Origin of the sequence: Furfurilactobacillus entadae, from assembly GCF_045862745.1 — a bacterium.
Lineage (GTDB): Bacteria > Bacillota > Bacilli > Lactobacillales > Lactobacillaceae > Furfurilactobacillus > Furfurilactobacillus entadae.
In genome coordinates, this window is record NZ_BQXN01000003.1 from 14,328 (window position 1) to 36,516 (window position 22,189).

Consider the following 22,189-nt stretch of genomic DNA (forward strand, 5'->3'; position numbering starts at 1 on the left):
CAAACATGTTGCCAAATAAAAATGATCAATCTCCACTGAGATCGATCATCTAAATACCTGATTTATAAACCAACGCTACTTTGCAGTTTGCGCCCAGAATCGTTCGGCAAGGGTTCGGTAAAATTGGCAACCAAGGAGGTAATCTGCCACCGCGACATGTTCGTTGACCTGATGATCCGTTGCACCATCGGCTGGCCCCACAATGATAATCGGTAAGTGCGCCACCTTGACGTACTCTGAGGCATCCGTGGCACCAGTCCCCGCTGCCAATGCAGCATGGTGGTTAAAGTCCTCGTCTAACACCGTCACCGCTAACTGTGCCAACGCGGTGTCTGCCTGACTCGGTAACGGCAGTTCTGGATATTGATAACTGATTCCTAACGTTGCGCCCGCCGCATTTAGGTCTGCGACGATGTCTTCCAACTCTGCCATTATCTCGTCGTTTGGATAGGCCGGAATCGTCCGAATGTTCCCAGTTAGCCAAGCGCGTGCCGGGACAGAATTAACCTGTTCCCCACCCTGGATCTGACTGATGACGTGGGTTAGGCCACCTAAGACGGGGTCCGTCTTTTGATGGTTATCCATGACCGTTTGAACACGTTCAGCAAACGTCAACAGTGGTGTGATCGCGTTGACCCCCTGGTCAGGACGTGATGAATGGGCGCCCTTCCCCACGGAAGTCACTTTATAATCAATAACGCCCTTATGGGTTACCTTCACGTCAAAACCACTGGGTTCACCAATCACGAGGCCGTCCAGATCATTCGCGAAGCCGGCGGCCGTTAACTGGGCCGCGCCGTATTCACCAGTTTCTTCACCAACCGAAGCCAGTAACCGGATGCGGCCAGGTAACGGTTCACCAGTTGCCAGTAAATCAAGCATGGCCACAACCTGCGCTGCTAACCCCGCCTTCATGTCACTGGCACCTCGCCCGTACACATTACCATCACTTACGGTTCCAGAAAACGGTGGAAAGCGCCAATCTGCTTCGTCACCAGCAGCCACAACATCTTCATGCCCAGAAAAGCCAAGGAGCGGCCCCTTATCGCCAATTGTCACCACTAAATTATCACGCCCTGGTGCATAGGTGACCCGGTCGATCTGAACCGGTGCTCCCGCAAACAGGCCTGCCAGATAATCAGCAACCTGTGCTTCGTGATCATTGACAGAAAGAATTGCAATTAAATCCGTTAAAATTTTTAGTGCTGCCGCTGCTTCCATTTCGAAACCCCCGCCCTATTGTCTAACCGTTATGCTTCTAAGACCTTCGCCAAAAAGTCCTTCGCCCGATCCGTTTTTGGATGATCAAAGAAATCACTTGGCGTTGCTGATTCTTGAATGTACCCGTCGGCCATAAACCACACTTTATCCGCAACGTTTCTGGCAAAGCCCATTTCATGAGTGACCACAACCATCGTCATCCCATCGTGAGCTAGATCCTGCATGACTTTTAAAACTTCTCCGACCATTTCAGGGTCCAGCGCTGAGGTTGGTTCATCAAACAGCATCACCTTTGGGTTCATCGCAAGCGCCCGAGCAATGGCAACCCGTTGTTGTTGTCCGCCAGACAAGCTCGTTGGGTAAGCATCCGCCTTATCAGCCAGTCCCACTTGGTCGAGCAGTTGTTGTGCCGTCGCAGTGGCCGTCGCCTCATCAACGTTTTTTACCTTCATTGGCGCTAACTTGATGTTTTCGATCACCGTTTTATGAGGAAACAGGTTAAAGCTTTGAAACACCATGCCCATGTCTTCCCGGAGTTTATCCAAGTGCTTATCATCCATCTTCGTCAGGTCGTTGCCTTCAAAAAGCACCTCTCCTGACGTGGGTTGATCCAGTAAGTTTAAACACCGTAAAAACGTACTCTTCCCGGCACCAGAAGGGCCGATCAGACAGATCACCTGTCCGTTATGCACCTGTTCGGTGATGTCCTTCAACACTTCGTTTTTAGCAAAGACCTTTTTTAAATGATTGACCGCCAGTACTGGCGTTGTTTCGTTATTCATGTGACATTCTCCCTTCAAAGAACTTCATCAACCGTGACAACCCAAACGTCATAATGAAGTATAAAATCATCGTAATGACCAGTGGCATTACGCCCCGATACGTGTCTGCCTGAACGATCCGCGATTGATAAATCAAATCCTTAACCCCGATGATCGAGACAATTGAGCTTTCCTTGATCAGAGAAACGAATTCGTTCCCCAATGCTGGCCAAATATTCTTCATGGCTTGTGGCAAGATCACGTGGCGCATGGTTAACCCCCGTGAGAGCCCTAATGAGCGGGCTGCTTCCGTTTGACCGATCGGCAGTGAGTTGATCCCTGACCGGATCACTTCGGCAACGTAGGCCCCGGAATTCAGTGAAACAGCGATGATCCCGGAAAGTAGTGCCGGAATGTTCACAACCACACCAAGACCAAAGTAGATGAACAGGATTTGCACCATTAACGGTGTTCCCCGAACGAACTCGATGTAACTAACCGCAATCCCATTGGCAACTTTGTTTTTACTCAACCGCATGAGTGCTAATAACACCCCAAGTAAAAAGCCAAGAACAACGGAGACGGCTGAAATCATTAAGGTATAACCAACTCCGGCAACGAAGAAGTCCTTGTAAGCCCACATGGAGTTGGCCGCCTTCGCAGATTTCGATGTTCCGTTCGACAGGTACTTCCCTGCGTCAGGAAGGTACTGCTTTTGGATCAAATGGTGCGCGTTGATGTCTGCAATGGACTTATTGGCTGAATCAACCATGGATTGTGCGCCCTTTGGAAAGGCAATGGCTGACCCTTGAGCGCCTTCATCCTTAAAGCCGGCATTAATGGCAACCAGCCCCTGAGTGTTTTTCGCATAGGCTTCCGCCGTTGGTTGGTCCAGTGCGATTGCACTGATCTTATTGGTTTGAAGGGCCAAGATGAGGTCGGTATCCTTGTCCATTCCCTTCAACGTTGATTTTGTTGCCTGACCCTTAACCAAGTTGTATTGAATTGAACCTGTTTGGGCCCCAATCGACTGGTTAGCAAGGTCACGGTAGCTCTTGATCTTCTTTGCGTCGGCCTTCTTAATGACAAGGTCTTCACCCGCTTTATAGTACACGTTACTGAAATCAACACTCTTGGCCCGTTTTGGCGTCTTGCTCATCCCAGCAATGACCATGTCGACCTTCCCAGTTTGCAAAGCAACCAGGAGTGAATCAAAGTCCATCCGCTTAATCACTAACTTAACGCCCATATCGTGCGCCACTTTTTTAGCGATATCGATGTCCATCCCCACAACTTCTGACTTACCATTGACGTTCTTGGTAAACTCATAGGGCGGGAAATCTGGACTGGTTCCAACGACCAGTTCCCCCTTTGCCTTGACGTCACTCAAATAATGATCCGTAGCGGTCGTTTCGGCATGGCTGGTCGTGTGTGTCAAGCCAAGCGTTACCAATACGGTAAGAACTAATAATAGCCAACTGACGGTTTTTTTCATCTTGTTCTCCCCTTATCTCTTTAACAATGTAAATGAGTATACGATTGTTTGAAATAATATGCAAGAAATATTTAAAATAAGTTTGTTTTATTCATATAAAGTGATTAAAATACCGTGTTTTTGCATATAAATTGCGAAATTTCCGTTTTCGGTCAATTTCTGCTACAATTACCGCAGTTGATAAAGGGAAAGGAGGCGCACTCATGGGCTTAACCTATAAACGCCAAGATGATCTCGATAAGTTGTTTGATCAATTCGCGATTGAACCAGATGATCTGAAGGATCCTAGCAAAACACCGCTTAAACGTGAACACATCAAGGATGAGACGCCAAAAAAGGCCACCAAGTCTGACGAGCAAACAAATAACCAATAAAATAGCACAAAAAAACTCGGGTGATCATTCACCTGAGTTTTTTTGTGCTATTCCCACTTGGCGTGCTGCGGGTCTGGGTAGCGTTCATTTAATTCATCGAGATTCTGTTTAGCAACAGCTTCAAAATCGATGTTTGCCCATTCAGCAATCTGAGATAGATACCATAGCGTATCGCCCAGTTCATGGGTCAACTTTTCTTTATCGAGCGGTCGGCCCTGGAATGTATAGCGTTGCACCAAATCAACAACCTGGCCCGCCTCGTTAGCAACCCCCAAGGTGATGTTTGTTAAGACCTGTTCGTTACCAAACAACGTGCGTTTGGCTTCCTTTTGATACTCGTTAAATTCCATGGTTCCTACTTCCCTTCATTCAACCCCGACTGCTGTTCTAACCATTGCCAAACAGCGTCCTTCCCCTGTTTGGTTTCAGAAGAAAACTGAATGTATGGTTCATCCGGTGCCATGTTAAGGCCCTTGCGGATCCGGCTCTCCGCTTGATTCCATTTTCCGCGCGCAATTTTATCAGACTTCGTTGCGACAACCAGCAACGGGATGTCGTAATAGGCCAACCATTCGTGCATGCTGATGTCATCATCTGATGGCTCATGGCGTGCATCAATCAATTGAACGACACCGCGTAGCTGAGGCCGGGAGGTCAAATAGGTTTCGATCATTTGACCAAACTCTTCCCGCGCCTTTTTTGACACCTTCGCAAACCCATAACCAGGAACATCCACGAAGAACAGTTGATTTTCCACTTTATAAAAATTAAGTGTTTGTGTCTTCCCTGGCTGACTTGATGTGCGTGCATACGCCTTTCGGTTAATCAGCGTGTTGATCAGGGATGACTTCCCCACGTTTGACCGTCCTGCCAACGCAATTTCCGGCAGATCCCCATCTGGATACTGCTTTGGTGCCACGGCACTAATGGTTAATTTAACCTCATGCACTTCCATGCCGACAACCTCCTCGATTTCAATGCTTCTATCATAGCATAGCCGCCACTAAATTAGCGGTTCACTTCACTAACATTTTTCTAATCATCACAAGATTCCCTCAACATAAGCATCATCATGATCACCCGTTATGCGCCATGTCGCAATTTTTCAAACAGATCCAGCCACAAAAAAACGGCCACAAATTCCGTGGCCGTTTTTTGAATTCATTAATGCTCGATCCGTTTATGATGCTTTTTCAGTTTTTAAAATTAACTCAGGTTCGGCGTTTGACGTAACCGTCTCCTTAGTAATAACAACCTTTTCAACATCATCACGGCTTGGCAAATCAAACATGATATCACGCATGACTTCTTCCATGATGGACCGTAATCCACGAGCACCAGTATCTCTGGCAATCGCTTTTTTCGCCATTTCACGTAACGCAGGCCGCGTGAAGTCAAGTTTCACATCATCCAACCCAATCAGCTTCGTGTACTGTTTAACCAGTGCATTCTTTGGTTCGGTTAAAATCCGAACAAGATCGGATTCGTCCAACTTTTCCAACGCGGTTAAAATTGGTAACCGGCCGATAAATTCAGGGATTAACCCAAATTCTAAGAGGTCTTCTGGAATCACGTGTTGCATGATGTCCTTATCGGTCATTTCAGCAACGTTTGGTTGATTGACAGAATCTGTACCAAAACCAATGGTCTTTTCACCCATCCGGTTCTTAACGATGGTTTCAATGCCATCAAACGCACCACCAACGATAAACAGCACATTGGTTGTATCAATCTGAATGAACTCTTGCTGTGGATGTTTCCGACCGCCCTGCGGTGGCACATTCGCAATCGTTCCTTCGAGGATCTTCAGCAGCGCTTGTTGGACCCCTTCACCAGACACGTCACGCGTAATTGACACGTTTTCGCTCTTCTTAGCAATCTTATCGATTTCATCAATGTACACAATTCCGTGTTCAGCACGTTCAACATCGTAATCGGCGTTTTGTAACAGCTTCAATAAAATGTTTTCAACGTCTTCACCAACGTAACCAGCTTCAGTCAACGTGGTTGCATCGGCGATTGCGAATGGAACATTCAAGATCTTTGCTAAACTCTGGGCCAAGTATGTCTTCCCAGAACCAGTTGGGCCAATGATGCTGATATTACTCTTTTGCAATTCAGCATCGTTGTCATCGTCAGTTGTGGCCGATAAGTCGTTGATTCGTTTGTAGTGGTTATAAACGGCCACTGACAGCGTCCGTTTTGCTTCACTTTGACCAATGACGTACTGGTCCAACGTCTTAACGATTTCCGCTGGTGTTGGTACATCTAGGACTTGACTAGCCGTATCTTCAGCAAATTCTTCATCAATGATTTCTTTACAGAGGTCGATACATTCATTACAAATGTATACGCCAGGGCCCGCCACAATCTTCTTCACCTGATCTTGTGACTTTCCACAAAAAGAACAGGTTACAGGGCCATTTGGATCTGTCTCATCTATCATTAGCACCCTCACTCTCTTTACTCAATTGATCCTCGCGCGGCGAGGATTTAGACTACGAATATCATAGCAGGTTTCTAAATAAAGCCCTAATGACTTGCTTAGTCCCGCCTCAATTAATTCCGGAGGCTATTGTAACACGCACCGCGCAATTATGCTTGGGTCAAAACTTGACCGATAAAAAATGAGCCACCATCGCTGGTCACTCATTTTTCAAACCGTTAATTAAAAAATGTGACTACTTTTCGTCACTCTTTTTAGTTGATTTCTTTGCTTCTTGCTTAGCATTGTCAGCAATCAGGTCAACGGCCTTCTTGATGGCGATGTCATGCTTCAACATGTCGTCAGTCAAAGCTGAACGAACAGCTGATTCTTCCATGTTGTATTGACCAGCCAAGTTTTTAACTTCAGCATCAACGTCTTCATCCGTTGCAGCCAAGTTTTCAGCATCAACGATGGCTTCCAGAACAAGGTTTGTCTTAACGCGACGTTCTGCGTCAGGAGCAAATTGCTTGTGTAAGTCGTCTTCCGTCGTCCCAGTGATCTGGTAGTACGTTTCAGGGTTGATCCCTTGTTGAGCCATTTGAGCCAAGTATTGGTCCATCTGACGGTGAATGTCTTCATCAACCATGGCTGCAGGAATGTCACCACCAACGACTTCAGCGTTGTCAACAGCAGCGTTAATCGCAGCGTCTTCAACAGCATCATGAGCAGCCGTCTTCTTTTCTTCCTTCAAACGGTCTTTTGTCTTGGCTTGTAATTCTTCAAGACTGTCAACATCTTCGTCAACGTCCTTGGCGAATTCATCGTCCATTTCAGGCAGTTCCTTAGTCTTTACTTCGTGGATCTTAACATCAAAGATGGCTTCCTTACCAGCTAAATCACTAGCTTGGTAGTCCTTAGGGAACGTAACGTTAACTTGAACGTCTTCATCCGCCTTGTGACCAACCAACTGATCTTCAAAACCAGGAATAAAGGAGTTAGAACCCAATTCCAAACTGTAGTTATCAGCCTTACCACCATCAAAGTGGTTACCGTCAACAGAACCATCAAAATCGATAACAACTGTGTCACCGTTTTCAGCAGCCTTGTCTTCTTTAAGAACCAATTCAGCTTGTTGTTCACGCATCTTTTCAAGTTCTTCAGTAACTTGCTTTGCTGTAACTGTTGTTGATTGCTTAGGAACTGAAACACCCTTGTAGTCGCCCAACTTGATTTCTGGGGCAAGCGTTACAACGGCCTTCAAAACCCAGTCAGAGCCCTTTTCCATGCTCTTAACGTCGATTTGTGGTTGATCAACTGGTGTAATGCCAGCTTCTTCAACGGCCTTTGAGTAGGCTTCTGGTAACACGATGTTCAACGCATCGTTATACAATGATTCCTCACCGTACATCTGGTTAAAGATAGCACGGGGAACCTTGCCCTTACGGAAACCAGGGATGTTCAGTTGTTTCCGAGTGTTAGTGAAGGCTTGATCCATACCTTGTTGGATCGTTTCGTTAGCGATTGAGAATGTCAATTCGCCTTGGTTGCCTTCTTTTTTAGCAAATTCTGCTTTAGCGACCATTTAAAAATTCCTCCAGTTGAAGTCACGCTGTTCACGCACTTCTGTTAAATTGCATACGTTTAACAGTTTAACGTATGCCTGTCCGAAAGTAAATAAACACGGGGAAAAAGTCTTCCACCTGCCCGGATTGATTTACTTTTGGTAAATAAAAAGTGCTTGACCAAAATGGCCAAGCACTCGTGATTGCTATCTCAGGCAACCACTAATTTAGCCAAGGCTAAAATTAGTCGTCGATTTCTGAAACAACACCGGCACCAACAGTGTGTCCACCTTCACGAACAGTGAACTTAGTACCCTTTTCAATGGCAGCTGGTTCGATCAGTTCAACAGTGAACGTTACGTTATCACCAGGCATAACCATTTCTACGCCATCAGGCAATTCAATAACACCAGTGATATCAGTGGTGTGGAAGTAGAATTGTGGACGGTAGTTTGAGAAGAATGGTGTATGACGACCACCTTCGTCCTTTGATAAGATGTAGACTTCACCCTTGAACTTCTTGTGCGTCTGGATTGAACCAGGTGCAGCAAGAACTTGTCCACGGACAACTTGGTCGCGGTCAATCCCACGAAGCAAGGCACCGATGTTGTCACCGGCTTCACCTAAGTCAAGTGTCTTACGGAACATTTCAAGACCAGTAACCGTTGTCTTTTGGATGTCTTCCTTCAAACCAACGATTGAAACTTCGTCCCCAACCTTAACAGTCCCACGGTCGATACGACCTGAAGCAACAGTACCACGACCAGTGATCGTAAATACGTCTTCAACAGGCATCAAGAAAGGCTTGTCAGTGTCACGGTCTGGTGTTGGGATGTATTCATCAACAACGTCCATCAAGTGCAAGATAACCTTTTCTTGTTCTTCGTCGCCTTCAAGAGCCTTCAAAGCTGAACCGCGCAGAACTGGAATATCGTCACCAGGGAAATCGTATTCAGAAAGTAATTCCCGAACTTCCATTTCAACCAGGTCAACCAATTCGTCATCGTCAACTAAGTCAGTCTTGTTCAAGAACACAACGATGTAGTTAACACCAACTTGGCGAGCTAACAGAATGTGTTCACGTGTTTGTGGCATTGGACCATCAGTAGCGGCAACAACCAAGATTGCACCGTCCATCTGAGCAGCACCAGTGATCATGTTCTTAACGTAGTCCGCGTGTCCTGGGGCGTCGATATGAGCATAATGACGCTTTTCAGTTTCGTATTCAACGTGGGCAGTGTTGATCGTAATTCCACGTTCACGTTCTTCAGGGGCAGCATCGATTGAAGAATAATCTTGTTCCTTAGCCAAACCCTTGGCTGCCAATACCTTAGTAATAGCAGCAGTTAAAGTAGTCTTCCCATGGTCAACGTGGCCGATAGTACCAATGTTGACGTGGGGCTTAGTTCTTTCATAATGTTCTTTAGCCAAAATGAAAACCTCCAGTGTGTGATAGAAGAATGTCAGGTGCGCCCTGACAAATCTTTATAAAATAGTATACTACATCCCTAGTTGATAACAAAGTGAAAAACATTGATTTTTCACTGTTTCAGCCCAAGAATCCTTAAGTATTATATATACTGCTCGTTTGTTTGTAAACACATAACCCCGAAAATTTTGCATCAGCTTAATGAAATCGACATAAGTAACGGGATTTAATCATCATTAGCAACAAGTTCAGCGGTCAATTGTTCCAGGCGTCGTTGCCAGTTTGAAACACTTTCACTGACCGTTTGATCATCGCCACGATAAATTTCAATTAAACCTGTGACCCACTCATCAGGATCTGTGACAACGTCGTTTAGGCGTGGATAAACAAGCGTTAACTGTAACCGGACCTCTTGCGTTAATAATGTTTCAGCAACAGGATCTTCATCAACCAATCGATCCTGCAACTTTTTTTGGACTTGCTGATAGATGGCGTCATCGTCCAGCGGTGTTAGCTGCGCTGGCACCACTTCATGCGTTTTTTCATCAAGCCAGCGATAAGAAACTGGCTCATCAAGTTGAACGCGCTGGAGCACTTCTAAAATGCTGGCACGATATAACGGGTGCAGGTACGGATCAAGGAGTAAAAACTTTGCCCCCGTTTCGAACTCCGCTAACGGTAATTTCATCGCCGCTTGAAACCGGTGTTGTTGTTCTAAGACTGAATCATCGCTCATGTGATAGAAGTGTTTAGCGACTGTCTTTATTGTGGCCGCCGTTTCGGTCCGGGCCGCTTGTTCAGCCCCTTCGATCAAGGTTTCACTTTCGATCCTTAACGTTGGTTCATGAATCCCTGCTGTAACCTCATGCGCCAAAATAAAGTCGTGCACACGAAGCAACAGCGTTAGCAAAAATCGCCAATCGGCCGCGGTCCCTAAATAACTATTTAAAAATTCTCCGGCATACATCCGCGCTCGTGAATATTCTTCGTGCATGTACAGTGCCTGAACCAGCAAGTGGTTCACCTCAGGCAACTGCACTTCTTCATATAATTTTTCTAACAAAGAAGCCGCCTGCGCGTAATCTTCGTCATTAAACGCTTGTTTAGCGTTGGCGACAATTTCACGTTGGCGACTGGTCAATGCGTCTTCCGACATTTGCTGTTACTCCTGTTCAGTTGACTTCTTTGTGCCTCGTTTTGCGCGGCCATGGTGGGCGTGCTGATTAACTTCCATGATGACCGGTAAAATCACTGGATGGCGCTTCGTTTGGTCAAATAGATAACGACCAAGCTGTTCGCGAACATCTTGCTTCAAGTGGCCCCAATCAAATTCCTTGTTATCCAAGTTGTTTTGAACGGCCTTTGTCACTAATTCGCTTGCTTCATGCATCAGGTCGCGGTTGGCCTTCACGTAAACAAAGCCACGTGACGTGATCTTTGGCTGCGCTACGATCCGTTTTTTCTTCCGATCAATGGTCACAACCGCGATAAAAATCCCGTCTTCCGAAAGAATTTTCCGGTCACGGAGCACAATGTTTCCGATGTCACCCACACCGATACCGTCAATCATGGTATTTCCGACTTCAACACTTTCTGCAAGGTGCATTGGCGTTTCACCATCGTAAACCAGTGAGTCGCCCCGCTGCGTTAAGAAAATGTGGTCAGCAGGAATCCCTGTTTCCATGGCTAATTTAGCGTGCCGGTTTAAGACCCGGTATTCCCCCTGAATGGGAACTAAGTATTCAGGGTGCATAAAGTTCAACATTAACTGCAAATCGGCTGGGGTCCCGTGACCTGAAGATGGTAAATTGTCAGAAATGGCCTCAACGTGCGCACCCGTCCGGAAAATGAGGTCCCGTGTCTTTGCCATCGTCGTTTCCATCGCATGTGATGGGGTCGTTGTAATGAAGACAAAATCGCCTTCGCCAATCTTCACTTGACGATCTTCACCAGTTGCCATCCGCTGCAACGCCTTGATTGGTTCACCCATCCGCCCCGTCTCCAAAATGACGGTTTGTTCTGGTGCAAGGCTATCCATGTTCTTTGGGTTAACCAACAGATCTGGCGTTGGTAATTCTAGCCGACCGAGTCGCATGGCCGTCCGAACAATTTTTTCCAAATCATGGCCCATCAACACAACCTTGCGTTCTGTCGCTGCGGCTGCGTCAAAAATCTGTTGAATCCGTAAAATGTTTGAGGCAACACTCGCCACGATGATGCGGCCATGATGGCCTGCAAACTTATCATGAACTAAAGTTTCAATGGCGTTTTCTGTGGCCGCCTGCCCGTAAATCTCGGCACCAGCTGAGTCACTTAATAACGCCACAACACCGTTTTTCCCAATTTCACCCAATCGCGCAAGATCTGTTTGGTAATACGGTGCAGCCGTTTGATCGAACTTAAAGTCCCCTGTGTAAACCACTTGTCCCAGCGGCGTTTTCACAACGATCCCTAATGATTCAGGAATGCTATGGGTTGTCTTGAAAAAGGACACGGTTTCTAGTCCAAAGTCGATTTCTGTATCAGCATCCACAATGTGGAAATCAGTAAACTTCTTCGACTGAGGATCGTTTTCAACGTTTAGCTTAGCCAGTTCAATGGTTAACTTGGACCCAAAAACGGGCACGTTAAACTCACTGACAAAGTATGGTAATGCGCCAATGGCATCCGCATGACCATGGGTTAAAAAGACCCCCACAATCTGGTCTGCGTGTTCACGCAAGTATGTCCAGTCAGGAATAACGACATCGATCCCTAACAATTCATTTTCTGGGTACTTTAGCCCACAATCGAGGATAAAAATATCCTCATTAACTTCCAATGCGTACATGTTTTTACCGTTTTCGCGAACACCACCAAACGGCATAATTCTAATTTGATCACTCACGTTGTTCACCTCATAATAGTATGGACAAAGTGATCTCGCCATGTTTCTTCGGTTTATCTATAGTGTAAACGCTGGTTAATCCGGGATTTACAGTACGTAAACAGCCTCACGTCGCTATTGAACAGTTGGACGTGTCTAACGGAGCGGCAACTCCACAAAACATTGGTGATCACTTTGAAAATTTTGTCTGGATAATCAATTAGTGTTAGCTTAGCATACTCACCGGTAAAAACCAATCACAGCGCCACGCCCCTGCTAAGGAAACGCAAAAAGGACGGCTCCCAAACGGGAACCGTCCTTCTTCACACACTTCGGTCGATCTGTGATTACCGACGAAGACCTAACTTTTGGATCAACGTCCGGTAACGTTCAATATCCGTGTCACGCAGGTAACGCAGTAAGTTACGACGGTGACCAATCTTCTTCAACAAACCACGTTGTGAGTGGTAGTCGTGAGTGTGCACTTGCAAGTGCGCGTTCAATTGGTTGATGTCAGCAGTCAAAACTGCGATTTGAACTTCAGCAGAACCCGTGTCACCTTCGTGACGAGCGTATTCTGTCATAATTTGGTTCTTTTCTGCTTGTGTAATAGCCATGGATAATATCCACCTTTCGATTTTTGTCACCACATACCGAGTCGTCGCCAAGTGGTGGCAAGCGACTAAGTAAGGGTCGTGCATTAGCACTTGTCCTAGTTTAGCCAACTGATATCGCAATTGCAAGACAAAACGGTCCTTTTATAACCAATTGGGGGTCAAGTAAATTTCCTTGACGCGTCTTGATTTAATTATTGCAAAGCTTCGCGCCCTCTTGTATAATGATGACTGTTGAAATTTGTTTGACATGGGTCAGACGCTTCGGAGGTGAAATTAATGCCAGTTACTAAATCAGCCATTGCGCGTGTGAAGACTAACGAAATCGCTAATGCACGTCGTGTTGCTCAATTGAGCGAAGAACGGACTGCAGTTAAAAAGTTTGAAAAGGCCGTTACTGCAGGTGCAGACAACCTTGAAGACTTGTACCGTTCAGCTAGTGCAGCGATCGACCACGCCTACTCAAAGGGTTTGATCAAGAAGAACAAGGCCTCACGTGACAAGTCACGTCTTGCTGCTCGTTTAGCTAAATAAGCATTCAAGCAACGTCATTTCTTTGGAAATGACGTTTTTCTTTTGTTAAAAAGCGTGTGTTAAGTTCCGCTTTGAACCACATGCACAAAAAAAAAAGCGACTGTTCACCCAAACTTTTCTGGGCAAACAGTCGCTTTTTTTGGTATTTGTCTTTTTACGCTGCCTGATTTGTAAATTTCAGCATAAACAGATTAAACAGTAGCTCTGGATCCTGCCGGCTTTGCTTCAACTGGGTCTCGATGTTAATTAACCCAAGAAACGCCCGACTGAGATCACGCTGAGAAAATTGATGGTTGCTTTGCATTGCCAACTTGACCCGGTACGGATGCACCTTTAGTTGGCCCGCTAACGTTCCCTGACTGAGTCCCCGACTAGCTAACACCTTTACCTGCAAGAGTAGCCGGAATTGACTCACGAGAACGGCATTGATACGTAATGGTTCCTCCCCCGTTGCCAGCAAATCATGATACAGCATGACCGCTGTTGAAACCTGGCGCTTCAACACCGCCGTCACAAGGTCAAAAACATTGTCTGCCAATGATTGGGGAACCAACCCGCTTACTGCTTCACGGTCGATCACCTTACTTTGAACCGCAAAGAGCTCCAGCTTGGTCAAGTTACTCATCATTAACGATAAATCCGCATTCGTTCGCTGAACCAGTAAGTTGAGCGCGTCATCCGCCAATTGGTATTGATCTGTTGCCGCCTGATCAATCACTGCTTGGCGGGCCGCTTGTTCCGTGAGCGGAGCCGTTTCGATCGTAACGGCAGCTTTTTTCAAAACTTTCACGATTTTTTTACGCCCGTCCAGTTTTTCATACGGGGCCATTATTACAAAAATAGTCGTTGGCTCTGGATGTTGAATGTAATGTAGTAACGCATCTAAATCATGATCCACCTTGCTCCGGCTTGTTTCGCCGGTTAAAAAACCGGGCTTATCGATCAGTACCAGCCGGTGATCACCGAAAAACGGCATCGACATCGCATCATCTAATGCAACCGCAACTGGGGTTTGCTCCATATCATAACTGCCGACGTTCATTTCAGCTTGCTCAGCCGGAATCACCGCCTTAAACGCATCCCGAACTTCGTTTAGTAAGTAATTTTCCGTTCCTAACACAAGATACAGTGGTTGCTTATCGCCGTTTAGTAACGCCTTTTTTAATGCCTGAACATCCATCTATTTTCACCACTCCTTACCTAATTTGCTTACGGCGATCCTGCCTGTGGTGTCGTCACTGGTAGCATTGTTTGCCAGTGACCCACCCGTTCCCACCATAAATATGTATAACTGATCATACCAACATCTGCCGTACTAACCGCTGTAACATGATGATTGGCGAGTGTCATTAGCGTTTGTGCTTTGGGATGACCATACCGATTTTTTCGTCCTGCAGAAATTATACCGAACTTTGGCCGCACATGGGTAATAAATTCAGGATCGCTTGCGGTATCGCTACCATGATGCCCCACTTTAAGGACATCCGTTTGAAGGGTTGGGTACTGTTCGATCACCTGACGTTCACCAGCGCGATCCAGGTCGCCCATAAACAGAAAGCGGGTTCCTTGTTGGATCGTTCCTAAAACCACCGAATCTGCATTTTCACCAGTCCCTGCATGAAAGGGATGATACACGGTAAACGGAAAATTCGGAATGTGTTGCCCTGCCGTCAGTTCAAGCACTGTCGTTCGACCGAGATACGGGGCAATTTTTGTTTGAAAGCCACGCGACATGCGCATGCCGGCCGGAATTGTTAGCCGTTTGACCCGCATTTGTTGTAACAGCACGCCAACATCGCCGATATGGTCTGCATCTTGATGACTACAATTAACGTCATCAATCGTGGTAATCCCCCGACTGTGAAGGTAATTAACCGTCACCCGTGTCACCGTCGCAGAACCGGTTTCACTTTGGGCCCACTGAGGCTTTCGAAATGTCAGGTGCCCGCCGGTATCAATGAGTGATACGTGCCGATTAAACGGCGTCCGAACTAAAACGCTATCGCCCTGCCCGATATCAAGAAAACTCACTTCGCCATCCAGCGGATAGTGCAATGCAACCATTCCTAACCCGTAGCAACAACATAATAACCGTAAATATCGGCGCCGCCCCCGCCACGTTGTTTGGTCAACCAGTATCAGTGTTAGTAGTAAGCATAGCCAGGTCAGGATTGTTGGCCATCGACCGATCGTCAATAGTCCTGGCAGACTCCCTAGCCAGTTTGTTAATGCACCAAACCACGTTAGTCCAGTGTTACATCCTTGCGCAATTAGTGGCCACCACGTGCCCACCCCAACACCAATCAACACTAGCGGAAAAACAACGTAGCTAAAGACCGGAATCAATAAGAAGTTAGCCGGTGTACTCAGGACGTGAATTTGAAAAAGACTGTGCAGTAATAGCGGTAAACTTGCTAAGTTCATGAGCCACGTCTGCCACCATCTTTTTGTGCCCGAACATAAAGCAAGATAAACGCGAGCAGATAGCTCAATTGGCCACCGAGCGTCGTCAAGACTAGTGGTTGGAATAATAACCCACCAATTAACGACCACGACCATGCCGTCAACCCACTCACTGAGCTGTTTGGCCACCGCTGTTGCACAAAGGGCATCAAGACGCTCAATTCACCAATTAGTACCGCCCGAACTAATGTGCTGGCACCGCCCGCGACCACCACGTAGCCGGGCAATAAGGCCGCTAAAATAAGGTTTGTTGTTTCCCGCGTCACACCAGCTAAGGTAAGTAATAGCCGGCACAGTCCGAGTAAGTACACCACGTGCATTCCTGAAATACTAAAGAGGTGAACCAATCCAAGTTCTTTGATTCCTGGTTGTACCTCGTAAAATGATTGTGCAGTGGCCCCCAACAGTAAATTATCCGCATCCATTCTCAATGTTAGTGGTAACCGTTCAAACCGTTGGAGCAGTTGTGCCCGCAAAATATGGGGCCGATCACTGAGCCACTGCCACGGTGAACCGTGATTATCATCATTGACGGTCCATTTTGTGATCCGAAGCTGGTCATGCACTCCTTTGCTTTGCAGCCATTGCCGCCCGTCAAACTGATTTTTGTTCCGCGGACCGGCAACGAGTTGATTGGTCCCAGTGACTGTCCACACAGTCGGTCGTCGTAACCGGGTCATTTTTTGCGCCTGTCCCGCTGACGATAACCGACCAAAAAGTTGAATAACGTGGCCAGTGGCCGTTCTGCCAAGTGCTTTCAACTGGTCACCGCTTACCTGAACACTATCCGGCTGAACACGGACTTGTACCTGACGAACCTGTTCAGTACACCACTGTTGTGCATGGTAGTGATGGTTGCACCACACAAACCACCCTGTCCCGAAACTTCCCACGATAAAAAGCCAAATGACTTGTTTACCTGGATGCCCCAAGAAACAGCACCGAACGCATAAATACACGCACCCGGCAAAGCACCACCACGAATGGAGAAAAACAAGGCCACTCAATAACCCCAATAGAATGGCTAAGAAAATCAGCGGTGGCCGCCGCACTATTGTTCAGTTGGTGCTTTTGTGGCATCGGATTGCAAGAAATCACTGACATGAAAATCAGTCAGGCCGTCCTCAGGTAATCGAACCTGAGTCACTTCAATTTGTTTTAAAGCCACCAGGTGCATTGCGTACGGATCATTATGGTAGTTCCGTAAGTAGTTAATTTTTGTAATGCCAGCCTGAAGCAGCATCTTGGTGCACTGTAGACACGGAAAATCCGTCACGTAAATTTCTGCCCCAGCCGTTGCGATCCCAAACTTGGCGCACTGCAAGACCGCATTCATTTCAGCGTGAATGGTTCGTAGACAGTGACCGTCAACTAAATAATCCCCCACATCCACACAATGATCATCACCGGACACCGATCCATTATAGCCACCCACAATGACCCGTTTATCACGCACTAAGACCGCGCCAACGGAAAGGCGCTGACAGGTGCTTCGACTTGCTAATAGCACCGCCTGCATCATGAAATACTGATCCCATGGAACCCGCTTTGTTGCTGTCATTTCGTTAGCCTCCTCTTTTGGTTGCATTAAGCCTAAGCCATTCTGTAGTTTACGACAAGCACAAATGTGGTTTTAACGTTTGAACCGTCTTTGCCCCAAACCCTGGCACCTTCGTCAGGTCGTCCAGTGTTTTAAACTCACCGTGTGCTGTTCGATAATCAATAATTTTCTGAGCCTTTTTCTCACCCACACCGGTTAACCCCGTCAGTTGATCCTTCGTTGCACGATTCAAATTCAGCGGCGCCGCACCACCATTACCGGATTCCTGCATTGGCACCGTACTGGTTGTTCCCGCGTTCGCCGTCTCATTCGCCGCGGTTGCTAAATCCGTCGGCACCGTTTCACCCTGCATTGGGACATAGATAACCAGCTGATCCGCAACACGTTGCGCTTGGTTCACCCGATTGATGTCCGCGTCGTGGCGAAAGCCCCCTGCCTGTGCAATCACATCAACGATCCGTTGTTGCGCCGCTAAATGAATGACTCCCGGATGATTCACCGCGCCCTTCACCTCAACCGCAACGGTTGTCGCTGCTGGTTGAGGTGAGCGGTGAGAAGACTCATTTACTGCTTGGTGCATTGACGTTGCCTTTGGCCGTGACGCAGCCGTCGCCGTTAACGCCGGCTGCGTCACCGCCCCCATTTTAACCGTCATTATCGTTCCAACGATTCCAACAACAATGAGTGTTGTTAAGCCACCCAGTAACCACCACCGGTAGTCACGCCAAGCTGTTTTAAGTGCCCCTTGCCAATCCATCATCTTGTCCGCTCCTTCCATCTTTCAGTCCCATACACCGACATACGGAAATAAACGCACTTTGTTTTTTTAAAACAATAAAAAACGCACGGCCTGCGACCATGCGTTTTGTCCTTAGCTTATCACTGATTAGTGGTGTGTTTGTAAGTAATGAACAGCGTCTTTAAAGGAACTCACCGGAACCACTTTCATCCCAGGGGCATACTTTTTCGCCGTCTTCTTTGCTAACTGATAGTTCGTCATGTGATCCGGTTCGTACTTCAGCAGCGCTTTTGTTGGCTTAACGTACGGCGCGAAGAACACCGTTGCGCCGGCATTATGAGCGGCCACGATTTTTTTATCGATCCCGCCAATTTCACCAACAGAACCATCGGCACCGATAGTCCCCGTTCCAGCAATTTTTCGACCATGCCGTAAGTTTTCATTAGTCAGTTGTTGGTAAATCTGAAGACTAAACATCAGTCCACCAGAAGGGCCACCAATTTCACCCGGATTCACTTCTACTGGAACCTTAGTAGTGACCTTGACGTTATCAGTCAGGGTGATCCCAATGCCTGAACGACCACCAGGCAACTTAATGAGTTGCTCCCGTGCCGTCTTTGTTTTGCCATTATGCACGTAGGTCACGGTCACCTTGTCCGTTGGTTTCCGGTTAGCCAGGGCCTTTTGGTAGCCGCTGGCAGAATCATAGTGCACGCCATCAACCTTTGTCACCGTATCGCCCACACTAATTTGCTTCTTAAAGTGCGAAGACTTCGCCACATCCAATACATAAATCCCTAAATATTTTTTGGTGTACGAAGCCCCAGCCGTCTTATAGGCCGTTGCAATTGCTTCGTTAATGGCACTCTGCATGTAAAAGGACTGCACCTTGTCATAGGTTGCACCGCTTTGGCCACCCGTGACATCCGCTGCGTCTTCAATGCTTGCGTGCGGGTCAGCATGCGCCCACAACCAGCTTAACGGCGTTGCCCGTTGCAAATAGACAGAGGTAATCATGAATTTACCCGCTCGTTTATCCGGTCGTGTTGGCATATCCACAAAGTTCTGTAGGTTATCCGCAGTCCCCGGTGTTTCGATGTACGTATTAAGTGGGACAAATCGTAATCCTAATAAGACAAGAATTGTGATGGCACCACCCAGCCACCAGCCAAAACGTCGCTTCTTCATTCAATTACCTCGATTAACATCCATTGTTTATTGCTTATTTTTTTGTTGAAGTCGTGCTAACACTACTGGTGGAACAAATGCGGACACGTCCCCACCAAAATGGGCGATTTCTTTTAAAATACTTGAAGAAATCTGGGCATTCTCTGGTTTAGCAAGCAAAAACACCGATTCAACGTCCCGGGCCAACGTGCTGTTCATGTTGGCAATGTCCCGTTCAAAATTGAAGTCCTGCTCATTTCGAAGCCCGCGAATCAGAAACTGCGCGTGTTGTGCGTGGGCAAATTCAATGGTTAACCCGTCGATTGCCTTCACCTGAACGTTTGCTAAATCAGCGGTAACATCGGCAATCATTGCTTGCTTCTCCGCTAAGTCAAACAACGGTCGTTTTCCCGTATTGGTCGCCACCGCCACGATCACCTGATCAAACAGCTGACTACTCCGCTGAATGATGTCTAAATGACCGTTTGTTAGCGGGTCAAAGCTACCAGGAAAAATTGCAATTCGTTCACTCATGCGGGGGCCTCCGTTTCTGTGTGGAATTCGTAAACCATCACATCCGTAATCCCGTAATCCTTATGGTGGGTTTGTGTAAACCCAGCAAACTGCTCTGGAAGACCAGCGTTCTGATCCGTTTCAGCAATCACCGTTGCCCCATCGTTTAGTAACCCGTGTTCGGCCATAAACGTGAGGTTAGCAATGATCTTCTGCTTTGCATACGGCGGATCCAGCAAGATTAAGTCAAAGGGCTGACCATCACTTGCTAGCCGGCCCAAAACAGCCTCAGAATCGCCCTTGATCACCGTAAAGCGTTCCGGCGCCTTGGTTACCGCAATGTTCTCACGAATCGTTTTAACGGCCTGATATTGGCGATCTACCAAAACTGCTTCATCAATTCCCCGAGAAACAGCTTCAATCGCTAATCCACCGGAACCAGCAAACAAATCAAGTGCCCGGCCCCCATCAAAATATGGGCCGATCATGCTAAACATAGCTTCCTTGACCTTATCTGTTGTTGGCCGGGTCAGTGTCCCCGGCACCGCACTCAACGGTCGGCCACCGAAGTCTCCTGCAACAATTCTCATGAGTCCGCCTCCGTCTGATCATCAGCATCGGCCGCTCCATCATTTTCTGTATGGGTCACAAAATTGGCGTTAACCCCGTGACCAACAAACGGATCAATCACCGGTCGTTCACTCACCATGACCCGCCGCACAAACGACAACTTATTAATGGCTTGCCGATTTTGTTCGATCTGATCTGCGTCCATGTAGATCACAGCATAATGCAGCTTTTTCGAAACGTAGTCAATGTCACCAAAACGACGAAGCTGCCGGACTTGGCGCAGATTACGGACATAGACACTTAGCGCCTGCCGTGGTTGGAGCGTCAATGCCGTTGGTTCATGATCAACAAAGGCATTTGCTAACTCAGCCCGCACAACTGTTTCCGGTTGCGCCACGGGTGCCGCTGCACTAACCGCTTGTGTCTTTGCTGGTTGTGATGTGGCGGCTTGATTATCAGCCGCCTGTGAGGCAACCGGTTGACTCGCGACATCACGGTCGCCCGTCGGTTTCTTATGCCGACGCCGCGGTCGCCGACTGTTAGTTGGTTTTTGTGTTGTCACTTCGCGGTTAGTTTCTGGCGTTGCTTCTTTCGACCGTGGTCGATGAGACCGGTGCCGCCGTGGTCGCTTTACTACGGGCTTTTTTGCCGTTGTTTCTTGTTGTTCGCTCACTGGAAAACCCCCTTGATTTTATTGATCATCACGTTGGTGGTCACTTAGTCGTAGCCGTTTTTGCCGGGCCGAAATGTTCATCAAAATCCCCATACACATGGATAACATCAGCATTGATGAACCACCATAACTAACAAATGGGAGCGTCACCCCAGTAATTGGCAACGCGCCAACAACGCCACCAACGTTAAACAGTGATTGGATGGTGATCAACGCAGCGATTCCGTAACACACTAAACTTTCGTACATGGTTTCTGCCCGGTTTCCTAAACGAACGGCGCGGTAGGCAATCATGCCAAGCAAAAAGAGAATTCCGAGTACCGCCAGGGCACCGAGTTCTTCACTTGTAACCGCTAAAATAAAGTCCGTATTTGGTTCTGGTAAGTACCCCATTTTCTGAATACTGTTTCCCAGTCCCTTACCTAACAACCCACCATTACTAATGGCATAATACGAGTTGACCAGCTGTCGGCCCACCGTTTTGATGGTCCCGAACGGGTCAACAAAAGCAACAAACCGTTGCAGCTGATAATGTTTCGTCCACAGCGAACTGTTCACATCAATGTGTGACAACGCACTGAGCATCGCGATGTACAGGGCAAAAAAGCCCATCACGATTTCCATTGGCACATTATGTTTGTTTCCACTGGCCATAATGACGATCAAAATAATAAACCAGTCAATCGCAAACCCACCGGTATCCGGTTGAATTAAAATCAATCCGGTCATAATGGCAAACATAATTAGTGGACTGCGCATCGTTCGCCAGTAGTGCTGTTCAAGCCCCTGCTTATGCGAATCCATGTAGTGGGCTAAAAACAAAATGATGTACAACTTCAAAAATTCTTCCGGCTGAATGTTCACCGGCCCAAAATTAATCCAGCCCTTCGCCCCGTTAACTCGTGACCCAATCACAAGCACAGCAACTAGTAGTAAGGCCATAATAATGGTCGCCCATCCAACCAGTCGCATTCGCCGTAAAACGGACAAGCGCATTAAATCAAAGAAAATGGCAAGCCCAAGGCCAATAACAACGTACGCTGCTTGCTTAATCAGATACATACTGGGGGTTGTCCCAGTGGTAAGAGCGACGTTAGTGCTGGCTGAATAAACCATGACGATCCCAATAAGGCTCAGGACAATGTAGGGAATAAAAATGTAGTAATCAACGAGCTTTAGTTTTTTCACACCATTTTCCTCACAAAAAAATTCTGTTCAC

22 protein-coding genes and 1 pseudogene are annotated in these 22,189 nt (G+C 47.2%); 2 read left to right on the forward strand and 21 right to left on the reverse strand.

Annotated elements, in window-relative coordinates; genetic code table 11:
- Window positions 1–75: 75 nt before the first annotated feature.
- From ACKTR5_RS01950 to ACKTR5_RS01960, 3 genes are read right to left on the reverse strand one after another with little or no spacing between them, the layout of a single operon-like run.
- Complete coding sequence (locus ACKTR5_RS01950) at window positions 76–1,221, reverse strand: ArgE/DapE family deacylase (protein ID WP_407878740.1); 1,146 nt, start codon at window positions 1,219–1,221, stop codon at window positions 76–78.
- 29 nt (window positions 1,222–1,250) lie between these two features.
- Window positions 1,251–2,003, reverse strand: a complete 753-nt coding sequence (locus tag ACKTR5_RS01955; RefSeq protein ID WP_407878742.1) for an amino acid ABC transporter ATP-binding protein — start codon at window positions 2,001–2,003, stop codon at window positions 1,251–1,253.
- On the reverse strand, window positions 1,996–3,477 hold the full coding sequence (locus ACKTR5_RS01960) for an ABC transporter substrate-binding protein/permease (RefSeq protein ID WP_407878743.1): 1,482 nt from the start codon (window positions 3,475–3,477) through the stop codon (window positions 1,996–1,998). The genes ACKTR5_RS01955 and ACKTR5_RS01960 overlap by 8 nt, the downstream gene beginning before the upstream one ends.
- Before the next feature lie 203 nt (window positions 3,478–3,680).
- Here ACKTR5_RS01960 and ACKTR5_RS01965 point away from each other — a divergent pair, with 203 nt between their 5' ends.
- A complete protein-coding gene (locus ACKTR5_RS01965; protein WP_407878745.1) occupies window positions 3,681–3,851 on the forward strand; it encodes an SPJ_0845 family protein in 171 nt (56 codons plus the stop codon).
- Window positions 3,852–3,898: 47 nt separating this feature from the next.
- On the opposite strand, the gene ACKTR5_RS01970 is transcribed toward ACKTR5_RS01965, so the two are convergent.
- The 8 genes from ACKTR5_RS01970 to rpsO all read right to left on the reverse strand — a co-directional run bounded on the left by ACKTR5_RS01970 (window position 3,899) and on the right by rpsO (window position 12,753).
- Window positions 3,899–4,201 (reverse strand): nucleoside triphosphate pyrophosphohydrolase family protein, encoded by a 303-nt coding sequence (locus ACKTR5_RS01970; RefSeq protein WP_407878747.1) that lies wholly within the window; start codon window positions 4,199–4,201, stop codon window positions 3,899–3,901.
- Window positions 4,202–4,206: 5 nt separating this feature from the next.
- Window positions 4,207–4,806 carry a ribosome biogenesis GTP-binding protein YihA/YsxC gene (yihA, locus tag ACKTR5_RS01975; RefSeq protein WP_407878749.1) on the reverse strand — a complete coding sequence of 200 codons (600 nt, stop codon included), beginning with the start codon at window positions 4,804–4,806 and terminating at the stop codon, window positions 4,207–4,209.
- A 225-nt stretch (window positions 4,807–5,031) separates the two neighbouring features.
- A complete protein-coding gene (gene clpX, locus ACKTR5_RS01980; RefSeq protein WP_407878751.1) occupies window positions 5,032–6,297 on the reverse strand; it encodes an ATP-dependent Clp protease ATP-binding subunit ClpX in 1,266 nt (421 codons plus the stop codon).
- Between the two features lie 235 nt (window positions 6,298–6,532).
- Window positions 6,533–7,861, reverse strand: a complete 1,329-nt coding sequence (gene tig / locus ACKTR5_RS01985; RefSeq protein WP_407878753.1) for a trigger factor — start codon at window positions 7,859–7,861, stop codon at window positions 6,533–6,535.
- Between the two features lie 223 nt (window positions 7,862–8,084).
- Window positions 8,085–9,275, reverse strand: a complete 1,191-nt coding sequence (tuf, locus tag ACKTR5_RS01990; RefSeq protein ID WP_407878944.1) for an elongation factor Tu — start codon at window positions 9,273–9,275, stop codon at window positions 8,085–8,087.
- A gap of 221 nt (window positions 9,276–9,496) precedes the next feature.
- Entirely contained in the window at window positions 9,497–10,426 is a 930-nt protein-coding gene (locus ACKTR5_RS01995) for an outer membrane protein assembly factor BamD (RefSeq protein ID WP_407878755.1), read from the reverse strand.
- 6 nt (window positions 10,427–10,432) lie between these two features.
- On the reverse strand, window positions 10,433–12,157 hold the full coding sequence (locus ACKTR5_RS02000; RefSeq protein WP_407878757.1) for a ribonuclease J: 1,725 nt from the start codon (window positions 12,155–12,157) through the stop codon (window positions 10,433–10,435).
- Window positions 12,158–12,483: 326 nt separating this feature from the next.
- The gene (rpsO, locus tag ACKTR5_RS02005) at window positions 12,484–12,753 is read right to left on the reverse strand and encodes a 30S ribosomal protein S15 (protein ID WP_407878759.1); all 270 of its coding nucleotides are present in this window, start codon (window positions 12,751–12,753) and stop codon (window positions 12,484–12,486) included.
- A 276-nt stretch (window positions 12,754–13,029) separates the two neighbouring features.
- Between rpsO and rpsT the strand changes: the two genes are divergently transcribed.
- A complete protein-coding gene (gene rpsT / locus ACKTR5_RS02010) occupies window positions 13,030–13,284 on the forward strand; it encodes a 30S ribosomal protein S20 (RefSeq protein ID WP_407878760.1) in 255 nt (84 codons plus the stop codon).
- A 154-nt stretch (window positions 13,285–13,438) separates the two neighbouring features.
- Here rpsT and holA read toward each other — a convergent pair whose 3' ends face one another.
- The 10 genes and pseudogenes from holA to ACKTR5_RS02060 form a co-directional block, all read right to left on the reverse strand.
- Window positions 13,439–14,464: a DNA polymerase III subunit delta gene (holA, locus tag ACKTR5_RS02015; RefSeq protein WP_407878762.1), complete on the reverse strand. Its 1,026-nt coding sequence runs from the start codon at window positions 14,462–14,464 to the stop codon at window positions 13,439–13,441.
- Window positions 14,465–14,493: 29 nt separating this feature from the next.
- Window positions 14,494–15,348, reverse strand: coding sequence for a ComEC/Rec2 family competence protein (locus ACKTR5_RS02020; protein WP_407878945.1), 855 nt, complete (start codon window positions 15,346–15,348; stop codon window positions 14,494–14,496).
- A 129-nt stretch (window positions 15,349–15,477) separates the two neighbouring features.
- A pseudogene (locus tag ACKTR5_RS02025) lies at window positions 15,478–16,799 on the reverse strand (ComEC/Rec2 family competence protein); the annotation flags it as partial.
- Entirely contained in the window at window positions 16,799–17,308 is a 510-nt protein-coding gene (locus ACKTR5_RS02030; protein ID WP_407878764.1) for a ComE operon protein 2, read from the reverse strand. The gene ACKTR5_RS02030 and the pseudogene ACKTR5_RS02025, both read right to left, overlap by 1 nt.
- 49 nt (window positions 17,309–17,357) lie before the next feature.
- Window positions 17,358–18,068 carry a helix-hairpin-helix domain-containing protein gene (locus tag ACKTR5_RS02035; RefSeq protein ID WP_407878765.1) on the reverse strand — a complete coding sequence of 237 codons (711 nt, stop codon included), beginning with the start codon at window positions 18,066–18,068 and terminating at the stop codon, window positions 17,358–17,360.
- 126 nt (window positions 18,069–18,194) lie between these two features.
- Window positions 18,195–19,235, reverse strand: coding sequence for a SepM family pheromone-processing serine protease (locus tag ACKTR5_RS02040; RefSeq protein ID WP_407878767.1), 1,041 nt, complete (start codon window positions 19,233–19,235; stop codon window positions 18,195–18,197).
- Between the two features lie 27 nt (window positions 19,236–19,262).
- Window positions 19,263–19,748: a pantetheine-phosphate adenylyltransferase gene (gene coaD / locus ACKTR5_RS02045; protein ID WP_407878768.1), complete on the reverse strand. Its 486-nt coding sequence runs from the start codon at window positions 19,746–19,748 to the stop codon at window positions 19,263–19,265.
- Window positions 19,745–20,317 carry a 16S rRNA (guanine(966)-N(2))-methyltransferase RsmD gene (rsmD, locus tag ACKTR5_RS02050; RefSeq protein WP_407878770.1) on the reverse strand — a complete coding sequence of 191 codons (573 nt, stop codon included), beginning with the start codon at window positions 20,315–20,317 and terminating at the stop codon, window positions 19,745–19,747. Before rsmD ends, coaD begins: the two co-directional genes overlap by 4 nt.
- Complete coding sequence (locus ACKTR5_RS02055) at window positions 20,314–20,970, reverse strand: YlbG family protein (protein ID WP_407878772.1); 657 nt, start codon at window positions 20,968–20,970, stop codon at window positions 20,314–20,316. The genes rsmD and ACKTR5_RS02055 overlap by 4 nt, the downstream gene beginning before the upstream one ends.
- An 18-nt stretch (window positions 20,971–20,988) precedes the next feature.
- Window positions 20,989–22,158, reverse strand: coding sequence for an FtsW/RodA/SpoVE family cell cycle protein (locus ACKTR5_RS02060; protein WP_407878774.1), 1,170 nt, complete (start codon window positions 22,156–22,158; stop codon window positions 20,989–20,991).
- Window positions 22,159–22,189: the final 31 nt, after the last annotated feature.

Excerpts from the sequence above, each read along its gene's own strand:
- ACKTR5_RS01950 (WP_407878740.1), bottom strand. The coding sequence starts at position 1,221 with ATGGAAGCAGCGGCAGCACTAAAAATTTTAACGGATTTAATTGCAATT.
- ACKTR5_RS01955 (WP_407878742.1), bottom strand. The coding sequence starts at position 2,003 with ATGAATAACGAAACAACGCCAGTACTGGCGGTCAATCATTTAAAAAAG.
- ACKTR5_RS01960 (WP_407878743.1), bottom strand. The coding sequence starts at position 3,477 with ATGAAAAAAACCGTCAGTTGGCTATTATTAGTTCTTACCGTATTGGTA.
- ACKTR5_RS01965 (WP_407878745.1), top strand. The coding sequence starts at position 3,681 with ATGGGCTTAACCTATAAACGCCAAGATGATCTCGATAAGTTGTTTGAT.
- ACKTR5_RS01970 (WP_407878747.1), bottom strand. The coding sequence starts at position 4,201 with ATGGAATTTAACGAGTATCAAAAGGAAGCCAAACGCACGTTGTTTGGT.
- yihA (WP_407878749.1), bottom strand. The coding sequence starts at position 4,806 with ATGGAAGTGCATGAGGTTAAATTAACCATTAGTGCCGTGGCACCAAAG.
- clpX (WP_407878751.1), bottom strand. The coding sequence starts at position 6,297 with ATGATAGATGAGACAGATCCAAATGGCCCTGTAACCTGTTCTTTTTGT.
- tig (WP_407878753.1), bottom strand. The coding sequence starts at position 7,861 with ATGGTCGCTAAAGCAGAATTTGCTAAAAAAGAAGGCAACCAAGGCGAA.
- ACKTR5_RS01995 (WP_407878755.1), bottom strand. The coding sequence starts at position 10,426 with ATGTCGGAAGACGCATTGACCAGTCGCCAACGTGAAATTGTCGCCAAC.
- rpsO (WP_407878759.1), bottom strand. The coding sequence starts at position 12,753 with ATGGCTATTACACAAGCAGAAAAGAACCAAATTATGACAGAATACGCT.
- rpsT (WP_407878760.1), top strand. The coding sequence starts at position 13,030 with ATGCCAGTTACTAAATCAGCCATTGCGCGTGTGAAGACTAACGAAATC.
- holA (WP_407878762.1), bottom strand. The coding sequence starts at position 14,464 with ATGGATGTTCAGGCATTAAAAAAGGCGTTACTAAACGGCGATAAGCAA.
- ACKTR5_RS02020 (WP_407878945.1), bottom strand. The coding sequence starts at position 15,348 with ATGGTTGCATTGCACTATCCGCTGGATGGCGAAGTGAGTTTTCTTGAT.
- ACKTR5_RS02030 (WP_407878764.1), bottom strand. The coding sequence starts at position 17,308 with ATGACAGCAACAAAGCGGGTTCCATGGGATCAGTATTTCATGATGCAG.
- ACKTR5_RS02035 (WP_407878765.1), bottom strand. The coding sequence starts at position 18,068 with ATGATGGATTGGCAAGGGGCACTTAAAACAGCTTGGCGTGACTACCGG.
- ACKTR5_RS02040 (WP_407878767.1), bottom strand. The coding sequence starts at position 19,235 with ATGAAGAAGCGACGTTTTGGCTGGTGGCTGGGTGGTGCCATCACAATT.
- coaD (WP_407878768.1), bottom strand. The coding sequence starts at position 19,748 with ATGAGTGAACGAATTGCAATTTTTCCTGGTAGCTTTGACCCGCTAACA.
- rsmD (WP_407878770.1), bottom strand. The coding sequence starts at position 20,317 with ATGAGAATTGTTGCAGGAGACTTCGGTGGCCGACCGTTGAGTGCGGTG.